The organism is Coleofasciculus sp. H7-2 (genome assembly GCF_042747725.1).
Taxonomy (GTDB): domain Bacteria; phylum Cyanobacteriota; class Cyanobacteriia; order Cyanobacteriales; family FACHB-T130; genus FACHB-T130.
Genome location: NZ_JBHZGO010000043.1, coordinates 1 through 21,126 on the forward strand (window position 1 = coordinate 1; position 21,126 = coordinate 21,126).

General features: G+C 45.7%; 19 protein-coding genes, 1 rRNA gene and 2 pseudogenes. 11 read left to right on the plus strand and 11 right to left on the minus strand.

What is annotated here, in order from left to right; translation table 11 throughout:
• Positions 1-127: 127 nt before the first annotated feature.
• A pseudogene (locus tag ACFW2W_RS10900) lies at positions 128-1,696 on the plus strand (ABC transporter ATP-binding protein); the annotation flags it as partial.
• Here the strand turns inward: ACFW2W_RS10900 and ACFW2W_RS10905 are convergent.
• Positions 1,693-2,175, minus strand: coding sequence for a pentapeptide repeat-containing protein (locus ACFW2W_RS10905; RefSeq protein ID WP_378177342.1), 483 nt, complete (start codon positions 2,173-2,175; stop codon positions 1,693-1,695). The pseudogene ACFW2W_RS10900 and the gene ACFW2W_RS10905 sit on opposite strands and share 4 nt — an antisense overlap.
• Before the next feature lie 242 nt (positions 2,176-2,417).
• On the opposite strand from ACFW2W_RS10905, the gene ACFW2W_RS10910 reads away from it, so the two are divergent.
• Entirely contained in the window at positions 2,418-2,816 is a 399-nt protein-coding gene (locus ACFW2W_RS10910; RefSeq protein WP_378177291.1) for a DUF4112 domain-containing protein, read from the plus strand.
• A 52-nt stretch (positions 2,817-2,868) separates the two neighbouring features.
• On the opposite strand, the gene ACFW2W_RS10915 is transcribed toward ACFW2W_RS10910, so the two are convergent.
• Together ACFW2W_RS10915 and ACFW2W_RS10920 are read right to left on the minus strand one after the other, a co-directional pair.
• Positions 2,869-3,288 carry a peptidylprolyl isomerase gene (locus ACFW2W_RS10915; protein WP_378177294.1) on the minus strand — a complete coding sequence of 140 codons (420 nt, stop codon included), beginning with the start codon at positions 3,286-3,288 and terminating at the stop codon, positions 2,869-2,871.
• Positions 3,289-3,668: 380 nt separating this feature from the next.
• Positions 3,669-4,628: a DNA-methyltransferase gene (locus ACFW2W_RS10920; protein ID WP_378177297.1), complete on the minus strand. Its 960-nt coding sequence runs from the start codon at positions 4,626-4,628 to the stop codon at positions 3,669-3,671.
• 126 nt (positions 4,629-4,754) lie between these two features.
• On the opposite strand from ACFW2W_RS10920, the gene ACFW2W_RS10925 reads away from it, so the two are divergent.
• Entirely contained in the window at positions 4,755-5,207 is a 453-nt protein-coding gene (locus ACFW2W_RS10925) for a hypothetical protein (RefSeq protein WP_378177300.1), read from the plus strand.
• Positions 5,208-5,263: 56 nt separating this feature from the next.
• Here ACFW2W_RS10925 and ACFW2W_RS10930 read toward each other — a convergent pair.
• Positions 5,264-5,407 (minus strand): annotated as a pseudogene (locus ACFW2W_RS10930) (TenA family transcriptional regulator); the annotation flags it as partial.
• Positions 5,408-5,502: 95 nt separating this feature from the next.
• Here ACFW2W_RS10930 and ACFW2W_RS10935 point away from each other — a divergent pair.
• The gene (locus ACFW2W_RS10935) at positions 5,503-5,907 is read left to right on the plus strand and encodes a hypothetical protein (protein ID WP_378177303.1); all 405 of its coding nucleotides are present in this window, start codon (positions 5,503-5,505) and stop codon (positions 5,905-5,907) included.
• A gap of 327 nt (positions 5,908-6,234) precedes the next feature.
• Here ACFW2W_RS10935 and ACFW2W_RS10940 read toward each other — a convergent pair whose 3' ends face one another.
• Positions 6,235-6,516: a GlsB/YeaQ/YmgE family stress response membrane protein gene (locus ACFW2W_RS10940; RefSeq protein WP_378177306.1), complete on the minus strand. Its 282-nt coding sequence runs from the start codon at positions 6,514-6,516 to the stop codon at positions 6,235-6,237.
• 213 nt (positions 6,517-6,729) lie between these two features.
• Between ACFW2W_RS10940 and ACFW2W_RS10945 the strand changes: the two genes are divergently transcribed.
• Positions 6,730-7,287: a Uma2 family endonuclease gene (locus ACFW2W_RS10945; protein ID WP_378177309.1), complete on the plus strand. Its 558-nt coding sequence runs from the start codon at positions 6,730-6,732 to the stop codon at positions 7,285-7,287.
• Positions 7,288-7,320: 33 nt separating this feature from the next.
• Complete coding sequence (locus ACFW2W_RS10950) at positions 7,321-8,445, plus strand: class I SAM-dependent RNA methyltransferase (RefSeq protein WP_378177312.1); 1,125 nt, start codon at positions 7,321-7,323, stop codon at positions 8,443-8,445.
• A 52-nt stretch (positions 8,446-8,497) separates the two neighbouring features.
• Here ACFW2W_RS10950 and ACFW2W_RS10955 read toward each other — a convergent pair whose 3' ends face one another.
• Positions 8,498-10,438 (minus strand): ABC-F family ATP-binding cassette domain-containing protein, encoded by a 1,941-nt coding sequence (locus tag ACFW2W_RS10955; protein WP_378177315.1) that lies wholly within the window; start codon positions 10,436-10,438, stop codon positions 8,498-8,500.
• 243 nt (positions 10,439-10,681) lie between these two features.
• Complete coding sequence (locus tag ACFW2W_RS10960; protein ID WP_378177345.1) at positions 10,682-11,539, minus strand: prohibitin family protein; 858 nt, start codon at positions 11,537-11,539, stop codon at positions 10,682-10,684.
• A gap of 93 nt (positions 11,540-11,632) precedes the next feature.
• Between ACFW2W_RS10960 and ACFW2W_RS10965 the strand changes: the two genes are divergently transcribed.
• A complete protein-coding gene (locus ACFW2W_RS10965) occupies positions 11,633-12,511 on the plus strand; it encodes an alpha/beta fold hydrolase (protein WP_378177318.1) in 879 nt (292 codons plus the stop codon).
• Here ACFW2W_RS10965 and ACFW2W_RS10970 read toward each other — a convergent pair.
• Positions 12,508-13,131, minus strand: a complete 624-nt coding sequence (locus ACFW2W_RS10970; RefSeq protein ID WP_378177321.1) for a 2OG-Fe(II) oxygenase — start codon at positions 13,129-13,131, stop codon at positions 12,508-12,510. The two genes, ACFW2W_RS10965 and ACFW2W_RS10970, sit on opposite strands and share 4 nt — an antisense overlap.
• A 197-nt stretch (positions 13,132-13,328) precedes the next feature.
• Here ACFW2W_RS10970 and ACFW2W_RS10975 point away from each other — a divergent pair, with 197 nt between their 5' ends.
• Positions 13,329-15,620 (plus strand): DNA phosphorothioation-associated putative methyltransferase, encoded by a 2,292-nt coding sequence (locus ACFW2W_RS10975; RefSeq protein WP_378177324.1) that lies wholly within the window; start codon positions 13,329-13,331, stop codon positions 15,618-15,620.
• A 116-nt stretch (positions 15,621-15,736) separates the two neighbouring features.
• Here the strand turns inward: ACFW2W_RS10975 and ACFW2W_RS10980 are convergent, their stop codons facing one another.
• On the minus strand, positions 15,737-16,309 hold the full coding sequence (locus ACFW2W_RS10980) for a hypothetical protein (RefSeq protein ID WP_378177327.1): 573 nt from the start codon (positions 16,307-16,309) through the stop codon (positions 15,737-15,739).
• A 15-nt stretch (positions 16,310-16,324) separates the two neighbouring features.
• On the opposite strand from ACFW2W_RS10980, the gene ACFW2W_RS10985 reads away from it, so the two are divergent.
• Genes ACFW2W_RS10985 through ACFW2W_RS10995 form a run of 3 tightly spaced genes read left to right on the plus strand, consistent with a single transcriptional unit; the run spans position 16,325 to position 18,907 of the window.
• Entirely contained in the window at positions 16,325-16,645 is a 321-nt protein-coding gene (locus ACFW2W_RS10985; RefSeq protein WP_378177330.1) for a nucleotide pyrophosphohydrolase, read from the plus strand.
• Positions 16,646-16,669: 24 nt separating this feature from the next.
• Positions 16,670-17,818 carry an acyl-CoA dehydrogenase family protein gene (locus tag ACFW2W_RS10990; RefSeq protein WP_378177333.1) on the plus strand — a complete coding sequence of 383 codons (1,149 nt, stop codon included), beginning with the start codon at positions 16,670-16,672 and terminating at the stop codon, positions 17,816-17,818.
• 3 nt (positions 17,819-17,821) lie between these two features.
• A complete protein-coding gene (locus ACFW2W_RS10995) occupies positions 17,822-18,907 on the plus strand; it encodes a DNA polymerase beta superfamily protein (RefSeq protein ID WP_378177336.1) in 1,086 nt (361 codons plus the stop codon).
• Positions 18,908-18,949: 42 nt separating this feature from the next.
• On the opposite strand, the gene ACFW2W_RS11000 is transcribed toward ACFW2W_RS10995, so the two are convergent.
• Positions 18,950-20,797 carry a caspase family protein gene (locus tag ACFW2W_RS11000; protein WP_378177339.1) on the minus strand — a complete coding sequence of 616 codons (1,848 nt, stop codon included), beginning with the start codon at positions 20,795-20,797 and terminating at the stop codon, positions 18,950-18,952.
• A 207-nt stretch (positions 20,798-21,004) separates the two neighbouring features.
• Positions 21,005-21,122, minus strand: a 5S ribosomal RNA gene (gene rrf / locus ACFW2W_RS11005).
• Between the last annotated feature and the right edge of the window lie 4 nt (positions 21,123-21,126).

A 21,126-nucleotide genomic window follows, 5' to 3' on the forward strand; every position in this document is an offset into this window, starting at 1 on the left:
CCATACATTCGTTTAAAATCAGATGGTGAATTTTCCAACGCTTGTTTATATTTCATTTTGCCGTCTATAATTATTAATTATTTCTCCCTCTGTTTAGCTTATTTTTTCTAATTCCGCAAGAGGTCTACTGTTGATCCTGAGCTTCCTCAGCTTTATCATTTGGGGGCTGGAATCTATTTTTGAGTATGCTTATGCCCTGCTTTGGCGCAATCTAGCCCAGAATATTGAACACGACTTGCGCCTCAATGCCTACAGCCATATCCAAGAACTGGAACTGGCTTATTTTGAAGAGCGCAGCACTGGCGGTTTGATGTCTATCTTGAATGACGATATCAATCAGCTGGAACGCTTTTTGGATCGGGGAGCAAATGAAATCCTCCAAGTAGCGACAACGGTTGTAATTATTGGCGGTGCCTTCTTTATTCTGGCTCCCAGTGTGGCTTGGATGGCGATGCTGCCAATGCCGTTTATTCTGTGGGGTTCGATTGTCTTTCAGCATCGCCTTGCCCCCCGCTATGCCGAGATTCGAGAAAAAGTCAGTCTGCTCAACAGTCGCCTCTCGAATAATTTGAGCGGGATGACAACGATTAAAAGCTTTGTCACGGAAGACTATGAAGCTAGCAGGATGGCAGTCGAAAGTGAGGCTTATCGGCAAAGTAACCGGAGGGCGATCGCGCTCTCGTCCGCTTTTGTCCCCTTGATTCGCATCATTATTTTAATCGGATTCACGGCAACGCTGTTAATCGGCGGTATGGACGCCGCTGCTGGCAGATTGTCTGTGGGTACTTACAGTGTATTGGTATTCCTAACCCAGCGGTTGCTTTGGCCTTTGACGAGATTGGGAGAAACTCTCGATCAATATCAACGGGCAATGGCTTCCACAAATCGGGTGATGAATCTGCTGGATACACCGATTGCGATTCATTCAGGACACATTTCCTTACCCGTCGCTTCAGTGCGGGGTGAAATGGAATTAAAAGATGTCACTTTTGCCTACAATGGGCGAAATCCAGTCATTCAAAATCTCTCTTTACACATTCCCGCCGGTAAAACAATTGCCATTGTCGGTTCTACTGGATCGGGCAAGAGTACCTTAGTGAAACTGTTACTGAGATTGTACGAAATTCAGTCTGGAACGATGACATTGGATGGGATTGATTTACGCGATTTGAAATTAAGAGATTTGCGTTCCTGTATTGGTTTAGTTAGTCAGGATGTCTTCTTATTTCACGGCACGGTGAAAGAAAATATCGCCTACGGCAGTCCTGACGCGACTGAAGCTGAGGTAATAGAAGCTGCTAAAATTGCCGAGGCTCAAGACTTTATCATGCAACTTCCCCAAGACTACGACACGATTGTGGGTGAGCGGGGACAAAAGTTGTCAGGTGGGCAAAGACAGCGGATTGCGATCGCGCGTGCCGTTTTGAAAGATCCGCCGATTCTCATCCTAGATGAAGCCACCTCCGCCGTAGATAATGAGACAGAAGCAGCCATTCAGCGATCGCTAGAACGAATTACCGTCAATCGCACCACGATAGCGATCGCTCATCGTCTCTCCACCGTCCGCAATGCTGATTGTATCTATGTCATGGAACAAGGCTTCTTAGTAGAGCAAGGACGACACGAACAACTACTAGCTCAACAGGGAATTTATGCCAGCCTTTGGAAAGTGCAGACAGGCATCAAAAATGGCTAATTGAACCTAGCACCGAGAAGTTTTAGGTTTCTGCGCTGCTGCTCCGTTAACCCCATTCCTTTCCCAAAATTGCAATCCTCTACCACCGCACCTGACCATATTGTTTCATTAAGAGTTGCACCCCTCAAATCCGCATTTCTCAAATTTGCCCCAGTAAAATTGGCAAATAAAAGGTCGGCTTCTAATAAACTGCTTCCCATCAAATTTGCCCCCGATAAATCACACCGAATAAAGTTAACGCCATCTAAAATCAAGTTAGATAAATCCGCTCCCCTGAGGTTAGGGAACTTCACCCGGCTTGTATCTCTAAAAAAATGCATCACGCAAGCTACATTTGCTTCTGTTAATGACATTTGAGTTAAAAAATCAGCATAACGCGCTATCCCCAAGTCTTTGAGTATCTGCAAGCGTTTTTGGGGATTTTGTGCCAGAAATTGGGTGCAAGTCAAATGAAGGTCTTGCGTTGAGGAGTTCAGCATGACTTCAGATAAAGGAATCTTAAGGTTAAACATCTCAGGACTTACGCAAAGCTTATACATATAACGTTCTTGTCGGTTCAATCCCCAGGGGGATTGCGTCTTTCAGATGTGGTGATGTGCGGCGAGTCCTGCATCTCTTACTCTAGGCAGATAGTTCCACTAACTTTGGGATGATTCCCGAAGAGAAATTTTCATTCTCACGGTATAAGATTCAGCTGGTTTATCGTGCCAAAATTAGAAATATGAACACTGTTGAACGTCTCGAAAATCTCAACCAGATCCGCAAACTTAGCCGCCTGATGGATAATGCAATCCGAATCCCAGGCATCGGCTTTCGTATTGGTTTAGACCCGATTATTGGTCTGATCCCAGGTGCCGGAGATATCATCAGCACCGGGTTTTCGGCTTACATCATCTTTTTAGCTGCCCGCTTCGGCTTACCGCGTGAAATCCTAACTAAGATGATATTTAATATCGCCTTAGAAGCCACAGTCGGCTCGGTGCCTTTGGTGGGAGACTTGTTCGATGCATACTACAAGTCAAATATCCGTAACTTGGCGCTTTTAGAGCAACATCTTCAGGTGGTTGAACCAGAACTGAATCAAGTGACCCCCCTTCAGACTGTAACGAGCATCAATTGATAGTAACGAAGCCGGAAGGAAGCGCTTCCTTCCGGCTGAAAAGCCATTTATACTATCGTTCAATCTTGACAGAAAGAATCTTGTCTCCCTGACGAATAGCATTGACTACATTCATGTCTTCAGTTTTCCCAAAAACTGTGTGTTGTCCGTCTAAATGAGGTTGAGGAGAGTGGCAAATAAAGAATTGACTCCCACCCGTATTGCGCCCCGCATGAGCCATTGATAAACTTCCTGCCTGATGCTTATTGGGGTTAATTTCACAGTTGATTTTGTAACCTGGGCCACCCGTTCCAGTTCCCTGAGGACAGCCACCCTGAATCATAAAGTTAGGGATGACTCGGTGGAAATTAAGACCGTCATAAAACCCTTTTTCAGATAAGTCTACAAAATTTTTCACCGTATTCGGTGCATCTTTGTCAAACAGCTCCAAATTGATTGTGCCTTTCTCGGTTTCCATAATGGCGCGAGTCATAGTTTCTCCTTTTCTAATCCCTTCGGATGATTGACAGTTGTTGTGGCTAATACTATGCCACAGACAAACTATATTAGAACAAAAACACTCTATCTTTACTTTATCTAATTTTAAAGCTGTAATCTCTTTGACGCTGCTACAGATTCGCTCTTCGGACGCACCTAGGTCGAAGCCCATAGCACAAGTGGTACGCTATAGCATTCCTAACTGATTTGTAAAACTCTCTATTTCTTTTCTCTGCGTCCTTGGCGTCCTCTGCGGTTCGTTAAAAAAATTGTTTCCTGAATTGGAAATAACACCAAAGCAGGTTTTTGAAGAAGCAGAATTAATTTAAGTTACAGTAGCGATCGCTATTACGTAAAGCCTACAATTAGTCTAAGCTAGGAAATATTGATAATTTCGTGCATCGCCAGCAGTTTTGTAAATAGTGCTGAAGCTACCTCAATACTTTCGTTAGGAGCTAAAAACCTGAAAGCAGAAGCAGCTAAATAAGACGGATTTTGCTCAAAAGCAATCCAACTCCGTTGCAAAGCCTCAGCCGCCGCACCAGTCGTATTCGATCCAGCAAAAATATCGAGGACTGTATCTCCTGGATCGGTGAGGAAGTTAATAAAAAACATCGGCAGTTTTTGAGGAAAACGCGCCGGATGTGCAGCAATTCCAACAGTTTTGCAAAGTTGAATGTATCGAGAATTGCTTTCAGTATTAGGAATTTGCAATAAATTGGAAGGAATGGCACCGCCGTTATTAGTAGCAAATCCTGTACCGATATCGTGACCTGAAGGACGTTCTTTGGGTTTATAGTATTTTTCAGGATTCTCGTGTAGCTTTTTCATTCGTTCCGAATAAGGAACAAGTACGTTACTCACATTCGCTTTAGGATAGTCAGTTTTTGATAGCCACCAGACAGTATTGACAGAATCCTTCGCGCGGATTTTCCGTTTATTCACCCATTCAATCGGCGAAGGTAGTTTCGAGGGGTTGTGCCAAAAAAACTCCTCAGCTAAGCGAAAATCTAGCTCATCGCATAGTTTAATTAAAATCCGGTAATTGTAGAGCGATCGCACTGGACGTTTACTTTGATAAGCACCACCAAGATCGATGACAAAACTTCCCTGAGGTGATAGGACGCGATACACTTTTTGACAGAAGGCAAAAAGCCAATCTATATAGGCTTCCTGCTCAACATTGCCATAACTCTTTTCGCGTAGCAGAGCAAATGGAGGAGAAGTCATTACTAGATCGATTGAGTCAGATTTAACGCTATCTAGCAATTCAAGCGAGTCACCAACATAGGCAGCGCCGTAATTTGTAGCGTACAAAGGTTTGTTTAAATTCATCGCTGCCATTTTTTACGAATACTTTCAGAACAAATTGTATAATTAAATCAATCTTCAGCAACTACAAGCTCGTTGTAGCTTGTAGCACATTAGAAATAACAGAGCCGTAAAGTAAGAGGTCAAACCATGAACATGGATAATCTAGAAAAGGGAAATAATGAGGAAGAAAATATTGCCTCCCCGTCACCTAGCGAACCAAAACAGGTTCCTAAAACTATTGACATAGATGGGAAGCGTCCAATTGCGCCAGATAATATTCAGATTCAAGACACTCTTGACGTAGATGGACACCGACCGATTACCTCCAGTAATCTTCAGATTAAGGACACTATCAATATAGATGGAAAGCGTCCGGTTGATCCAAGCGATCTTCAGGTTTGTGAAACCGTGGACATTGATGGAAAGCGCCCAATTGCTTCAAATAATGTTCAGGTTCAGGGCACTGTTGACGTAGATGGTCAACGTCCAATTGCCTCTAGCAATCTTCAGATTGATGAGACAATTCATATAGCTGGAAACCGCCCAGTTGGTTCAAATAATCCTGACGAGCTTGACATTACAAACGATTACATTGACTAGCCTTTATAGACTCATGTGCCTACTTTTCTCTACGGTGCCGCATTAAAAGCCATTTGTCAGAAATATTGCTCTAATTCAGCCACCTTTAAAAAAGCTTCTTCGGCTTGATTATGAACGGTTTCTGATGCAGTTTGTAGCACTTCATCTGCTTGCTGTTCCAAGAGTTTTACATATTCCGTAAAACCTGGATTTCCCCAGCGCTTGGTGCATACAATTATGGCTTGCCAAAGTTCCAGTTGCTCCGCCTGGGACTCAATCCGCACAGTTTTTTGTTACCTTGATTGCCGGAGTATTGATGGCATTTACTTTTCAATTTTTATTAACCAATTTTGCGATTGCTGCCGGAATTTCATCCGGAGAGAATCCCTTAGATGCCGATGATGATGCAGAAAGTTGGGGAAAAAAAGTTCGCACCATTGAATCTAAAGTAGGAATTTGGACATTATTGACCGCCAATATTGCCATATTCATTGCTTGTTTTCTGGCGGTGAAGCTGACTCTGATTAGCAGCGTCATTTTGAGTGCAATTACTGGCGTTGTGATTTGGTCAGCTTACTTTTTTGCTGCTCCTTTGGGTGAGTTCTACGGCAGTGGGTTCCTTAATTGGTTCGGTCGCGAACACGGCGGGTTCAGGGATGCAGCGCTAACTTCCGGGCGCGATCGCTGTATCTGGTTTCGCTTTCTTTGGCTAAAGCTTTAACGATTTCCAAGCAAATTAAGCCTCCTGAAAGGGAGGCTTTTTTCTTATATTTTGCATCCGACTCAATACTTTCCCCGATCGGGCAGACCTAATCCTCAACCCCTTCCTAGAATCGGTCAGGGGAGCCGCACCAATACGGTTCGGATAAGATGATTCGTTAAGCTGCATAGATTGTATAAAGACTTGCGGTTATCTTGTCTCTACAGAGTGAAAATTCTCGCGTCTTTTTACTAAGCGAACTGTATTGGGAGCCTTTCCTCCCCTGCAAGGGGAGGGGTTGGGGGAGAGGTTACTTCTAGGGAAAGGAAAAGCTTGAGGTTTCCCAAGTCATCGCCGCTGGTTTGTTCGATTGATCAAACCTAGAACGGCTGCCAAAAGAGCTGAGCCAATAATAGACCAGATAATCGGGAAGGATTTCCCTCCAATGTTGAGGGCAAATATCACCGGAAGATTAAACTCTTTGGCTACCCACAATCCAATGTATGCACCGATAATCCCGACAATTATCGACAGTAGGCAGCCCCCTGCCGAGTAACCCACTAACGCTTGCCCAGTGCCGCCGCAGAATGCAGCAATGACCAACAATACCAGAAACTCGATCGGCGTCATTGTTCCTCCAGTACAGGAGTGATGGAACTGCTATTAGGTTCGCACAACTAGGTGCTTTTTCAGGAAAGTTGTGAATTAAGCGCGATCGCTCTCTAAAATCTCATTCATGGCTTGCTCTTACTCCAGCCAACCGGCAACTCCCAGATTTAAACTCCAGGGGAGCGCTCTTGTACCATAGATTTATTCGCCCATCCACTTACATAGCTCATCGTCATGGTAGGCACCGGAACCAAACTCACATTACAGGAATTTCTAGCTTTACCTAAAGGAGATGTAACCTATGAGTTTGTCGATGGTCAGGCAGTACCTAAAGTGTCTCCTAAGCTTTTTCATTCTGTACTACAGTCAGCTTTGTGGGTTCTCATTGGTGCCTGGTGTAAAGGACGAGGACGAGTTGTTCAAGAATGGGCAGTGCTGTTGAAACGGAATGGTCAGGACTGGGCACCTGTACCCGATTTAACTTACATTTCTGACCAACGCCTACCCGCCAGTTGGAAGCGTAACGAAGCCTGTCCTGTGCCTCCTGAACTGGTAATTGAGATTATCTCTCCAGACCAAACCCTGAAAGAATTTGAAAATAAAGCGAAAGACTACTTTGACGCCGGTATTTTAAGAGTCTGGGTTGTAGATCCTGAAGCGATGAATATCCGGGTATTTTTCCCAGATGGGTCCAGCCAACTCTACACAGATACTACGCCCATTGTGGATACCCTGCTTCCTAGTTTGGAACTAACACCTAGACAGATTTTTGAACAAGCAGAACTGATTTAATGGTTCCACTGTTAGAGATGCGATCGCTAAATTATGAACCACTACTTTGCCACAGTTGCCCGTGGTCTGGAGCCTATTGCCGCTGCTGAACTGGAACGTCTAGGGGCAAAGGAAGTTCGTCCTGATTTCACTGGAGTGCATTTTGTTGGCGATAAAGCAATGCTATACCGGGTGAATCTCTGGGCAAGGACAATTTTTCGAGTGCTAGTCCCCATCCATGAATTTGCCTGCTATGACGCCCAGATGCTCTACCGGGAGGTGCAAAAAATCTCCTGGGAAGACTATTTACACCCCAACAACACCCTGGCTGTGGACTGTACAGGAGGCAATCAAAAACTTAACCACACCCACTTCACGGCTTTACAAGTTAAAAACGCCATCATAGACCAACAGCGCCACCAATCAGGTCACAGGTCTAGCGTTGATACCGAAAATCCAGATGTGCGGATTAATGCCCACATCCATCAAGACCGTTGCATTTTAAGTTTAGACAGTTCGGGTACCAGTCTCCACCGTCGGGGATATCGACCCGCGATGGGACTGGCTCCGCTTAAGGAGACTCTGGCGGCTGCTATCCTCGACATGGCAGAGTGGGATGCGAATCTTCCCTTTTTAGACCCGCTATGTGGCTCTGGAACTCTCCCCTTAGAGGCGGCTTTAAAAGCTTTGAATATTGCCCCCGGATTATTTCGCGAAAATTTTGGCTTTTTCAGCTGGCTGGACTTTGATGAACATCTGTGGGACGAGATATGGGCGGAAGCCGAAAACAGCGAAATCTCAGACTTGAAGGCATCAATTTGGGGGAGCGACAAAGACCCTGATATCCTAAACCAAGCTCGCACTAATGCCCAACGGTGCGGCATTGAAGATAAGGTAACGTTTACACAAACCGAATTATCTCAATTGGAAGCACCAACAGACAGCGGCATTCTCATCTGTAATCCCCCCTACGGAGAGCGTCTGGGGGATGAGAGAGAATTGGGCGAACTCTACAAAATGCTCGGTGATGTTTTCAAACAACGCTTCAAAGGTTGGACTGCCTTTGTTTTGACAGGAAACAAAGAGTTGGCGAAAAGAGTGGGACTCAAAACATCTCGTCGCATTCCTGTTTATAACGGTTCTTTAGCTTGTACTTTGCTCAAGTACGAATTGTATTAGAATTTAAAGTCAGTGGAAGAATCAAAAGCATTCAGGTTTCTACCCGATTTTGTTAAGACTCAATCTCAGCAAGTTCCATCCAGCGTTCAGTCGCAGCATCAATAGCCTGAGTTAAAGTTTCCACCTTTTGATAGAGTTCCCCAACTTGGGCGACTTTGCCAGGAGCAGCATTATAAAGCGCTTTCTCTGCCTCAGCTTTTTCGGCTTCCAATTGGGCAATCTTTCCTTCAAGTTCCTGAAACTCGCGCTTTTCCCAAGTTGAAAGACTGCGCCGTTTGTTGTTATTGTTACTTGATGGTTGTGGCTCTGCTGGACGTACTTGAGGCTGCGCTGACTTTGAGCTATCCTTAGAATTGGCAGCTTGGCGCAATGCTGCTTCTTCTTCGGCTTTCTTGTAGTCCAAGTAAACTGAGTAATTGCCTGGATATTGGCGCAGATTGCCACCCTCTTCAAAGGAAAATATTTTGTCTACGGCCCGATCGAGGAAGTAGCGATCGTGGGAAACAGCAATAACACAGCCGGTGAAATCTTCTAGATAGTCTTCTAGCACCGCGAGGGTTTGAACATCTAAGTCATTGGTGGGTTCATCAAGGATTAGAACATTGGGAGCGCTCATCAAAACGCGCAACAGAAATAAGCGACGTTTTTCACCACCAGAAAGTTTATGAATCGGGGCATATTGTTGATTACCAGGAAATAGAAAACGCTCCAACATTTGGGAAGCCGTAATCTGAGATCCATCGGCAATTTTGAGATATTCCCCGACTTCTTTAATGTAGTCAATCACTCGCAGATTGTCATTCAATGCAGCGAGTAATTCTTCAGAGTGTTGGTTAAAATAGCCGATGTGAATGGTAGATCCAATCTCAACGCTTCCAGAATCCGGTTGAACGCGCCCGGTGATAATATCCATCAAAGTCGATTTGCCTGCACCATTGCCGCCGATGATGCCGATGCGATCTTCGGGACTGAATTTATAGGTGAAATCTTTGATTAAGGTGCGTCCATCGAAGGCTTTAGAGATATTTGTTAAATCAATAACTTTTTTGCCAACCCGACGACTCAGAGTAGAAATATCGACTTTGCCCTGAGTTTGTTTAAACTCAGTTGCTTGCATCTCGTGGACGCGATCGATCCGAGCTTTCTGCTTGGTACTCCGAGCTTTTGGCCCTCGCTTCAACCATTCCAACTCTCGGCGAAGTACTCCCTGATGTTTGCGCTGACTGCTGAGGGCAGACTCTTCAGCGAGGGCTTTTTTCTCCAGATAGTAGGAATAGTTACCCGCGTAGGTGTAGAGGTCGCCTCGGTCGATTTCCAGAATTCGGTTGGTGACGCGATCGAGAAAATAGCGATCGTGAGTGATGAGCAGAATTGCTCCTCGATAGCGGTTCAAATAACTTTGTAACCACTCGACAGATAGGGCATCTAGATGGTTGGTTGGTTCATCCATCAGTAACACTTCCGGTTCTGAAAGTAAAGCGGTCGCCAAAGCAATTCGCTTGCGATAGCCGCCAGATAGACTCGCAATTTTAGCGTTAAAATCTTCAATTCCTAGCTTGGTGAGGATGATTTTGGCATTTGTCTCCAGTTCCCAAGCACCAGTGGCATCCATACGCTGCATGACGGCAGAAAAGCGGGACATGAGCTGGCTATCCTCTCGATGGTGAGCCAGTTTGTCTGACAGTTCCTCATATTCGCGGACGAGAGACATTTGCTCGCCGCTATCGGCAAAGACTTGCTCTAGAACCGTGAGATTTTCATCTAAGTCGGGTTGTTGGGGTAAGTAAACAATCCGCACTCCAGAATTTACTAAAAGTTGACCGCCGTCAATCGGTTCTAGACCGGCTATCATCTTCAACAGCGTTGATTTTCCGGAGCCGTTGGTACCGATTAGACCGACTTTATCGGCGGCATCAAGGCTAAAGCTGGCATCTTTTAAGATTTCTTTGATGCCAAAATCCTTTTTAACTGATTGCAGTGTAAATATGCTCATATCATTCTCAACTTTGTTTGGAGGGAGTAGGTGTTGCCTATGAGTTGCGTAGGTAGAGGGCGAAGCAGTAGGGCGCGGGATTTCTTGTAGTCTGTTTGTGTTGAGCGCCTGAATGCTTCGCCCTTACAAAACCATTTATGTAGGGGCGAAACATGAGCGTGACTATGTTGGTTGGCAACCCTTAATTTTATTCGCTTATGCTTCGCCCTTTTTATTCCGAAAAGGCGAATCCACCCCCTAAAACTATTGAGGGGCAGTTGCATCCTGAAGATTACCCAGGTTGAAGAGGAATGGGATACTGCTATTAGAGTCACCACCCGTAACGAGAACTTTTGGCATTTGGGAACCTCCTTGTCTCCACGCTTCGATCGCTTCTTTCTGAAGAACTAGCCCACCTCCTTGTTGCTTTAGGGTTTCAGCTAGGAGTCGTTGAGCCTCAGCTCTACCTTTGGCGCGATTGATGTCGGCTTGGGCTTCTTGTTCCGCTTCTTGCGCCACATAGACGGCTCGTTGTGCCCGTTGTTCGGCGATTTGTTTATCCTCAACTGCCCTGGCAAATTCTGGGGAGAAAGCTAGGTCAACTACGCTGGTATCGAGTACGATAATTCCGTACTTTTCTAACCGTTGACCCAAGGCAGTATCAAAGTCTTGCTTCAGTTCATTTCTTTTGGTAATTGCTTCTTCAACGGTTCTCCTGGCTGCTGCAATTTTGAAGGATTCTTGAGTCTGCGGTGCAATAATTTTTGAGACGATATTCTCTAAGGTTCCTTGTTTCCTTCTCACCTCAACGACTTGGGTAGGATCGAGGCGAAAGTTGATGGCAAATCTAGCAGATAGATCCTGTAGATCCTTGGTGGAACTCTGCGCCGGAACTTCAAATTTTTGCACGGTCAAATCATAGATGTCTACGACTGATATCAGTGGTGGTTTGAGGTGGATGCCCTCTAGCACGGCTCCATCTCTTGCTTTACCTAAGATGCTGATGACTCCTGCCTGACCTGGGTTAATAATTACAAAAGAATTGAGACTAATGAAGAGGACTAAGGCAGTGAAAATCCCTAGTATTGATAATTGTAAATTCTGCGCGTACTGATTTTTCAAGAGCCGATCTCCTTTTGTTTTGGTGTGACTCAGGGGTTTATGGTCTGCCACCTCTACTTCTGTATCACCCTTCTCCACGGTAAACTAAAACTCATGTTTACCCGTTTTCTACCATCCGCAGCCCAAGCGCTGACAGAATCCACCTCGATAGCCCTAGCAGAGAGTATCGAGCAGACTGCGATCGCCATTCCTTCGCAACAGGCGATCGCTACCACCTACGTTCATCAGGGTAGCGGTGGAACGTCCATCCTGTTGCTGCATGGCTTCGATAGCTCTATATTCGAGTTCCGTCGCCTCCTGCCACTGCTGGCAGCCCAGAATGAAACGTGGGTTGTGGATTTGTTGGGTTTCGGCTTTACCGAACGACCTGCGGGACTCCCGTTTAGCCCAACAGCCATTAAAACCCATCTCTACTACTTCTGGAAAACGCTGATTGCTCAGCCAATCGTTTTGGTGGGTACTTCAATGGGGGGTGCAGCGGCAATTGATTTTACCCTCACTTACCCGAAAGCGGTGCAAAAGTTGGTGTTGATTGATAGCGCTGGTTTCGCCAGTCCCCCCAACATCGGCAGGTTGTTGTTTCCTCCCATCAGTTACCTGGCTACTTCGTTTTTGCGAAATCAGAAAGTGCGCGATCGCATTTCACGCAATGCTTACCACGATCAAAGCTTTGCCTCCCTCGATGCCTTACTCTGTGCGGCGTTGCACCTGGATCTCCCCAATTGGCATCATGCCCTGATTGCCTTCACCAAAAGCGGGGGGTACAACTTTTTGAGCGATAAAATTGCCCAAATCGACAAGCCGACGCTGATTCTGTGGGGAGAATTTGACAGGATTTTAGGGACGGCTGACGCAGAGAAATTTAAAAGAGCGATCGCTCTTTCTCAACTCATCTGGATCGAGAATTGCGGTCACGTTCCCCACTTGGAACAATCCCAGATTACCGCCCAGCATATTCTAGAATTTCGCTAAATTTTTAGCTTTTCCTTCTTCTTGCCCTTTGACTTAATTGCCCTCGATTCAATCGTAAACTCTGGAATCTCTTGGAGTTCCGCTTCACACAAGCTGTACTGCTCGCAAACCAAACTGAGACGAACCCCTGAACTGGTCACTTGATTCACTGAATGAGTTAAATCGCCCTGAAAATCTAGCAGCGTGTTGGCTTGAGGGCGGATTTGTCCTACGTTTCGCTTCTGGCAACGTAACACTAACTCTCCTCCCATCAAATCCCGTGGCACTTGAACATAGAGGACACTCACCCTGGCTGGCGGTTCGATACTCTTGCAGTAAGAGCGCAGACTGCGGTCAATGTGTGGATCTACGCGGGAACCCTCCTTCAGCATCAGGGGATTGAGATAGAAGGCATTACACGTCGAGTGCAAAGCCACATTGAGATAAGATTTGAAAAAGGGAAAACTTCGTTCAACTTCGCCCAAGCCCGAACGCTGAAATACAACCGAAAATCCCTTCGTGCCGATAAAGTCGCGGTTCAAGTTGTTAACCGCAAAATAGGGACAAGCGAGAATCTGCCCCTGCAATTCGCTGACGTAGTCAGGCTCAAAAACTTGGTGCTGTAGGCGGTAGTAGCTCAAGAAACTCTCAGAAAATGAAATGTCCTTCTGTTAGTTGTATCGCTTGTTGCACCTTGTTGTATATATTCCACCACCCAATCCCGACTATTTCAAAATTAAGTAAATTATTTTTACAGAAATGAGCAAATCAGCAATTTAGGAATTAATAGGTTTAGTCTACTTTGTATCCATCATTGTTTCGTGGAAATGGTGCGACCATGATGCTGAACGCATACAAAGTAGAAGAGTGGGATGCAAAGCTGTTTCTGAACCGCTGCGCTAAAGCACATCACCGTCAAGACATTCTCCTCTACCTTGCTGTTAGCAATGATTGCTCCCACCTGGAAAACTTAGCCGCCGAAGTTCAAAATAATCTTCATGGCTGGTTTGACAGCGACGAGCCAATTTTATTGGGCGCGAACGACCTGAGTATCATTGCCAACTGCTGCCAACAAAGTCCCATCGGTAAATTGCTGCCTGGTGCCCTCTACGTTCATGTGTCAGCACTTTCTCACCTCGACCCTCTACTGAGGCTATACGAGGGTTATGCAAGACGAACGGTGGAACGTATTGATGGCGCTACCCTAATTAAATTCAACATCGAACAGCCTAAAATCTCTTACTTGTTCTATCCTGACTTTGATCCCGACCCCCATCCCGCCTTGCAAGCTAGCATCCAGATTGATGTTCGGGACGGGAGTTCAACTTACCGAGACTACAGCACCAGCGACAATCCCCCTGTCCTCCACCGCAAAGAAACCTTTGTCACCGCCGATTATCCTCACTACGAAAAATTCGCCAACCTCACTCGCCAAGAAGAAAAATTGCGGCTTTTAGACAAAACCCGTGGCATTGGAACGCTTCGGGGTTGGTTGGAATGCTTACAAGATTATGGTGTCGAAATCCAGGGTCATCAAGTTATTCGGCGGAAAACTGTAGAGAACTTACATCCAACCTCTCTACATTTGGCACTGCCTAAAATAGAGCGTCACAAAGCTGCAATTGTTCGTAAAAATCTTTCCCGCCCCGTGCGTCTCGCTTTAGAAGCTAGCTTATTTAGTGAAGATAGCACTTTCTTTGACTATGGTTGTGGCTACGGAAGCGATGTTCAGCACATAGCGGAAAAGGGCTACACCAGCGCTGGCTGGGACCCTTATTACTCTCCGGATACCCCCCGCACCACCGCTGATATTGTCAATCTCGGTTATATCATTAATGTCATTGAACGCACAGATGAGCGTCGAGAAGCATTATTAAACGCCTGGGAGTTAACAGGAAAAGTCCTAATTGTTGCTGCACTGGTTTTAATTGATGACCGAGGAACGGGTCAAGTTGCCTACGGCGATGGGGTGATTACTCGCCGCAATACTTTTCAGAAATACTACGAACAGGAAGAACTTAAAATTTATATTGACCAGGTTCTTAATGTTAATGCGGTGCCAGTTGCACTTGGCATTTACTTTGTTTTCCGAGATGAAAGCCTTGCCGAAGCTTACCGCGCCTCTCGCTTTCGTTCCCGCGCCACAACTCCCAGAGTTCGTGCCAACATCAAGCGATTTGAAGATTATCAAGAAATGCTGGCACCGCTGATGGTTTTTGTCACCGAACGCGGTCGTCTGCCAGTCAAAGGTGAAGCACCAGAGTTGGAAAATTTGAGGGCTGAATTTGGTAGTTTTCGCCGTGCCTTTCAGGTCATTTTACAAGCAACCGACCAAAAAGAGTGGGATGCGATCGCTCAAAAACGCCGCTTAGACCTTTTAGTTTATCTCGCGCTAGGCAAGTTCAATCATCTGAAGCTCAAACAAATACCCCCAGAAGTCCGTAACGATATCAAATCTTTATTCGGTACCTACGAAGAAGCCTGGGAATTAGCTGAGGAAATGCTATTTAGTCTAGGCGACCCCGGTGTAATTGCTCACTGCTGTCAACAAAGCTTTGTTGGCTGTACCAGTGGTTTTAAACACGCGCCTCTCTATCCTAGTTCCTTCATCATTCATGTTTCAGCTTTTTCCGAACTCGACCCGTTGCTGCGCCTCTACGAAGGCTGTGCCAGTCGTACAATTGGACGCATGGATGAAGCCACATTAATTAAATTTCACACCTATAAACCAAAAATTTCATATTTATTCTACCCCAATTTTGACACTGAGCCTCATCCGGTTCTGCACACCAGTATGCAAATCGATCTGAGAGATTTAAGTGTCAGCTATCGGGATTACGAAGACTCCGATAATCCCCCAATTCTGCACCGCAAAGAAACTGTCATAACCCCCGATAATCCGAATTATGAAAAGTTTTCCCAACTTACTCAACAGGAAGAAGACTGGGGACTTTTAGATGATGAGCGTACTATTAAAAATCTTCTGGATTGGCAACGATGCTTGAAGGAACACTGTGCCGAAATACATGATTATAGTATTTGCTGGCGTAAAGATGCAGACCCAATTCGAGTTCAGGAATTAACAGCGGCTCGTGATAAAAGGAAAAATACAAAAATAACATCTTTTTAAACGCAAACGCAGAGGTACACAAAGACATCCGGTTTCTTTTTTTTGCGTAACTTTGCGCTTTCCTTGGCGTAACTTTGCGTTTAAAAAAAGTTCATTAAATTTAATTTCAACTAGCCTTACAATTCCTTTGCTAACTCAACCCAATGTTCAATTCCTTTCTGTGTAGGTTGTCCCGATGTTGTAAATGTTCTGATATCTCTCTTATGTTGAAAACCATGACTAATATGAATTGGTTTATCGATTCCATAAAAATATAGAGAATCAAAGGGTAATTCTTGATTTAATATCCAATCAATAACTTGATTACTAGCTAAACCTACAATAATAAAATCGCAGGCCGCACCTAGTCGTTGGCAGTAATATTTACCATTTTTATTCACTTCATGCGCCATATGTTGGTCTAGTTCCGGTGCAACCCGACCATTTTTATGACCCGTTTCTGGATCTTTTTTACCTAGACATCTTTTTAGGTCTTTAGAACAAAAGCCATAAGTTAAGCGGAAAGTATTAACACCGAAATAATCAATAATTGGATCTACAATAAGTTGATTTAGCTTTTGTAGTGCTGGCAGCGTTTCTTCTAGGTTTTGGGGAAACGGATGAATTTTGGATGCGTACTTTTGATAAGTCTGGGTACAGGTGCAAAAATCCTCTAAAGTAAGGTATTTTCCCAGAAAGATTTCTTTCATAGTTGAGGAACTATAGTGCATCAAGAGTACAATAAGCTGGTGCGAGACGGCATTCCCGAAATCATTCATCAAGCAGGACGAGAGTGCGGAGTAGAGGTAATGTCAGAGGCAGAGTATCACCAAGCATTGCGAGATAAACTCATCGAAGAAGCGCAAGAAGCCGCTGAAGCCACTTCTCAAGACTTAGTCAAAGAACTAGCCGACCTATACGAAGTCATCGATGCCTTGTGTGCAGCTTATCAAATAGAGCGTTCCTCCATTCTGGCAGAACAAGAAAAACGACACTCAGAGCGAGGTGGTTTTGACCAGCGCTTTCGATTATTGTGGACTCAGTAGCCGCGAAGTCAATACGGTAGAGGTATGGATAACCAGCTACACCTGCTAGACATCGCCGAGTCTTATCTAAGAAAATCGGTTGCACCATTAGCCACAGAGATAGACAGCAGCCCAGAAGCACTACGAGAGGCGCTCAAAGGGCTTGGCGAACGTTCTTTACTGGCGTTGCGAGTTCCCCAAGAGTGGAGTGGTTCCGAAGTCAGCGAACAGACTTTTCGGACTTTCCAAGAGCTAGTAGCAAGATATTCCGGCGCTTTGGCATTCTTGCAGACTCAACATCAAAGTGCTGCTGGGATGCTTGTCGCCAGCAAAAATTCTTCTCTTAAATGCCAGTATCTTCCCCTTATGAGCAACGGGCAGATTTTAGTCGGCGTCGGTTTCTCTCAATTGCGGCGGCAGGGCAACCCAACTGTGAAAGCCTTTCCGGTTGAAGGGGGATATCATCTAGAGGGACAAGTGCCTTGGGTGACGGGCTGGGGCTTGTTTCAAGAGTTTATTGTCGCCGCAACACTCCCCGATGGGGGCGCGGTCTTTGGCATTGTGCCTTTTGTTACGAGGTATCAGGATATGGGGAGTGCAATTACATTCACTCAGCCAATGCAACTGGCAGCAATGACCTCAACCAATACGGTCACTGCAAATCTTACCAGTTGGTTTTTGCCTCAAGAGCGTGTCGTCTCTATCAAGCCTGCGGGTTGGATTCACCAAAACGACTTGAAGAATGTCCTTCACCAAGGCTTTTTTGTTCTGGGATGCGCTAGAGCTGGACTTGATATTCTGGAAGCTGCCGCTCTAACCAAGCCAAACGCCTTTATTTCCAAAGCTTTTAAGTTACTCGACCGGGAACTTACCGCCTGTAGCACTGCCATCAGACATCCCCCTAAGCCCTTTGCAGATCGTCTGCAAATCCGAGTTTGGGCGATTGATTTAGCCGTGCGGTGTGCTCATGCTGCCATTACCGTTTCCAGTGGTGCCGCCAACTATAGCCACCATGCAGCACAGCGAGTTTACCGCGAGGCACTGGTGTTTACTGTTTCCGGTCAAACTACGGCTGTAATGGAGGCGACGCTCAGCAGGTTGGTGCGTTCAGAATCCGCACTTTATCTTAGCACTGAGGAGGCTCAGCCTAGGAACGAGAAACAGCAACTTGAAACTTATTCCTCATCCGATTAATCTATGAATCGCCAAGAAGTTGAAGATAGAACGATTCTGATTGCTTTGACAGGTTCCAGGGGCTACGGTTTAGCGACTGAAACCTCAGACTATGACTATCGCGGTATGTTTGTGGCAACCAAGCCTTATTACCTGGGATTTTCTCAAATTGAACAAAAGGATAGAGGTTGGACAGAAGAGCCAGGAAAATTTTCTTATCTCACTAAAGATACTTGTATTTATGAGCTAAAAAAATTTTTAGAACTGTCTGCCGACAACAACCCAAATATTTTAGAGGTTCTCTGGTTTAAAGATTATGTTCTTTTAACTGAAGTCGGTAATACCTTGAGACGCCATAAACAGATGTTTCTGTCAAAAAAGGTGAAGCACACTTATGCAGGATACGGTTATGCCCAAATAAAAAAATTAGAGTCTCACCGCCGCTGGTTACTCGAACCACCAACCAGAAAACCTGAGCCAGAAGACTTTGGGTTAGAGCCTGCCCAACCGCTGACGGTGGGTGAAATTCAGGCGTTTCTAGAATATCTCTACTTGTTAATTAGAGACCGGATTCAATTTTTGGAGGAAGCACAGGAACTTTATCATTTGCTAATTGCCGAAATTGATTTTAAGGGAGTATTGAAGCAATACGCTTTACCAGAAGAACCGCTGGAGTATACGCGGAAACTTACCAACAGCTCGGAAGAATTTATTAAACTACTGCAAAAAAGTCAGCAGTATCAAAATGCCCGCCGAGAATACGATAACTACCAACAATGGAAGAAAAATCGCAATCCAGCACGGGCAGCGATGGAAGCTAAAGTGGGGTATGACTCTAAATTTGCGATGCAGGCTATCCGGTTATTAAGAACAGGTATTGAAATTTTAGAGACACAAACTTTAGTGGTCGATCGCCGAGAGATCGGAGATGCACGGGAATTGCTAGCCATTAAAAACGGTGAGTATCGCTATGAAGAAGTCATGGCGATCGCTAACAACTTGTACAAAGGACTCGATGAAGCCTACGCTAAATCTACCCTGCCTCGAAGTGTAGATAGAGAAGCAATTAATCAACTTTGTATTGATTTAGTGGCAATGCAAGGGTGGTAAAGCTAATAGCCGAAAAGGTTTTGTCTTTTGCAGACTTGGCTTTTACTTTGTACCTTTTACCTTTTTTTGCCACTGGTCAATTGCCTTCTGGGCAGTCGTATAGGTGGGTGTGTCTTTTGGGACTAAAGCCGCCGTCTGAATAGCATCTTTAAGCCTTCCATCAGAGGCGCGAGTCTGCGCTGTCTGATAAATCGTTTTGCTCCACTGGGCAATTAACGGTTGTGCTTCGGCATATCCAGGCTGATCGGGGGGTACTTTGCGAACAGCGGCGATCGCGCGAGTGTAAGACGAAGCTTGTCCGGGTTGGATTAATCCTTTGGCAGATTGGAGGAGGATTTTGTTGGTTCGCTGCTGCTGTGCTTTTTCACGCCAGCTGGCGATCGCTTCTTGAGCTTCTTTATAAATGGACTGATTATCCTCTGGAACCAGTCGTGCTGCCGCGATCGCCTTATCAAACTGCCCTTGTTTTGCCCGTCCGTTGCCTAAATCCAGAATCACACCACTCCAGCGTGCAATATCTTGCTGTGCCTGTTCGTGGAGGGGTTCACCTGGTTTTATTTTCTGGGCTTCTGCGATCGCCTGACTAAACTGAGAAGCTTGATTTGGGACGATCAAAGTTCTTGCTTTATCCAACACCGCTTGATTCGCCCCCGCTTGGGTCTGTGTGCCCCCCACTCCATTCTGGGATGCGGAAGAAGAAGCTGACTGTAACGATACAGCAGTCGGTGTGGTGCTGCCAGGAGTCGCATCTGTTGAGGTATTTATTGCCTGCTGACCGATAAATGCGGCTCGGTTACGGAGAAATACCCCCCCTATCAATGCCACTACCAGTGCGATACCACCGCACCACAAAAGCAGATTCAGCCACCAGGGTGTGTCATCTACTACCCTTGTAGATTTCCCACTTGTCTGGGGGACGATAGCACCTTGACCGAGCGCTGAGCGGATGCCGGAAGGGTTATACTTTGTCTCCGATGCTTTAGAAGTTGGCTTCTGGGTCAAGGCGGCTGTACCAGATGCGTTATTATGCGCCACCATACCCGGAGTAGCCTCCTGACGATCCATGTTTCCGACGTTCTGCATACCAGAGGTGGAAGCTGCTGGAGGCGTATCTGAAGCTAATGTCGCATTCCAGTTCATCACTCCGTTCGGGAGGAGCGTTGGGAGTTTGTAGTTACTTGCCGAAGAGGGTATTGCACTCAAAGGTATCTGAACAGGTCGCCAGTGGTGTTCGCTCAACTCCGGCAGGTGCGATCGCAGATAATGCTCCAGACTCTCCAAAGTCTTGCCTTGGTTATATCGCAGTCCTTCTAGCAGTACTGCTGTAAATAATCCATGACCCAGCGAGGACGCTTCGTAAGAAAACTGGTCAACTTGGCAGGACAGTACTGTGGCAATACCCATCTTTTGGGCTAATTCCAAAGTCTGTGCCCCTACCTTTGCACCCGCTTGACCGCCCTGACTGCGGTTTATATCTAGCAGCACCAAAACATTTTTAGCTGCCGACTCTTTGAGAGTGGTAAAGAGCGATCTTACTGATATACCAGTTTCCGTTATTTCATCTGGGTTTCCTTGACTGGGCATCAGGTAATCCTCCCCGTCCAGAGTCACCCCATAGCCACTGAAAAAGAACCAGAGCGAATCATCCACGTTTACTGGCGCATGGCACCACTCATCAAACCAATCCAGCAGGTTTTCCTTGGTAGGGTAGGTTGACTCTTCGCTAATCGGCGGTGAGGTGTCGGTTAACAGCAGACACTCGTCTGCTGACCATCCAGCTTCGTCAACCAGAAACTGCCACAGCGTCTGTGCATCCGCTTGGGCATAGCTAAGAGGCTGAAAAAACTGATATTGATTGATGCCAATTGCGATCGCCCAGTGATTTGCCATGACCCATGCCCCAGATTTCTATTAGAGAGGGTATCCCCAAAATAGCATTTACTAACAACAAGCAAACTACCAGGAAACGGCTTCTACATCTATGAAACCTTATTTCGCATTCGCACAGTGGAAAGAAAGCAGCTTGCATTAGCTCAATCCTATAATAAAGGGTCGCTCTTAAAGAGCGACCCTTTATTATACTCTATCTAAAAATTAACCTGGCACTGAGCTATTTTCCCAGGCAGTCACCCGCCGAGTATCTTCGCCGCAGTTGCGTTTCACCTCCGAGTTCGGGATGGAGTCGGTGTGGTTCCACAACGCTAGTAGCACCAGGAAAG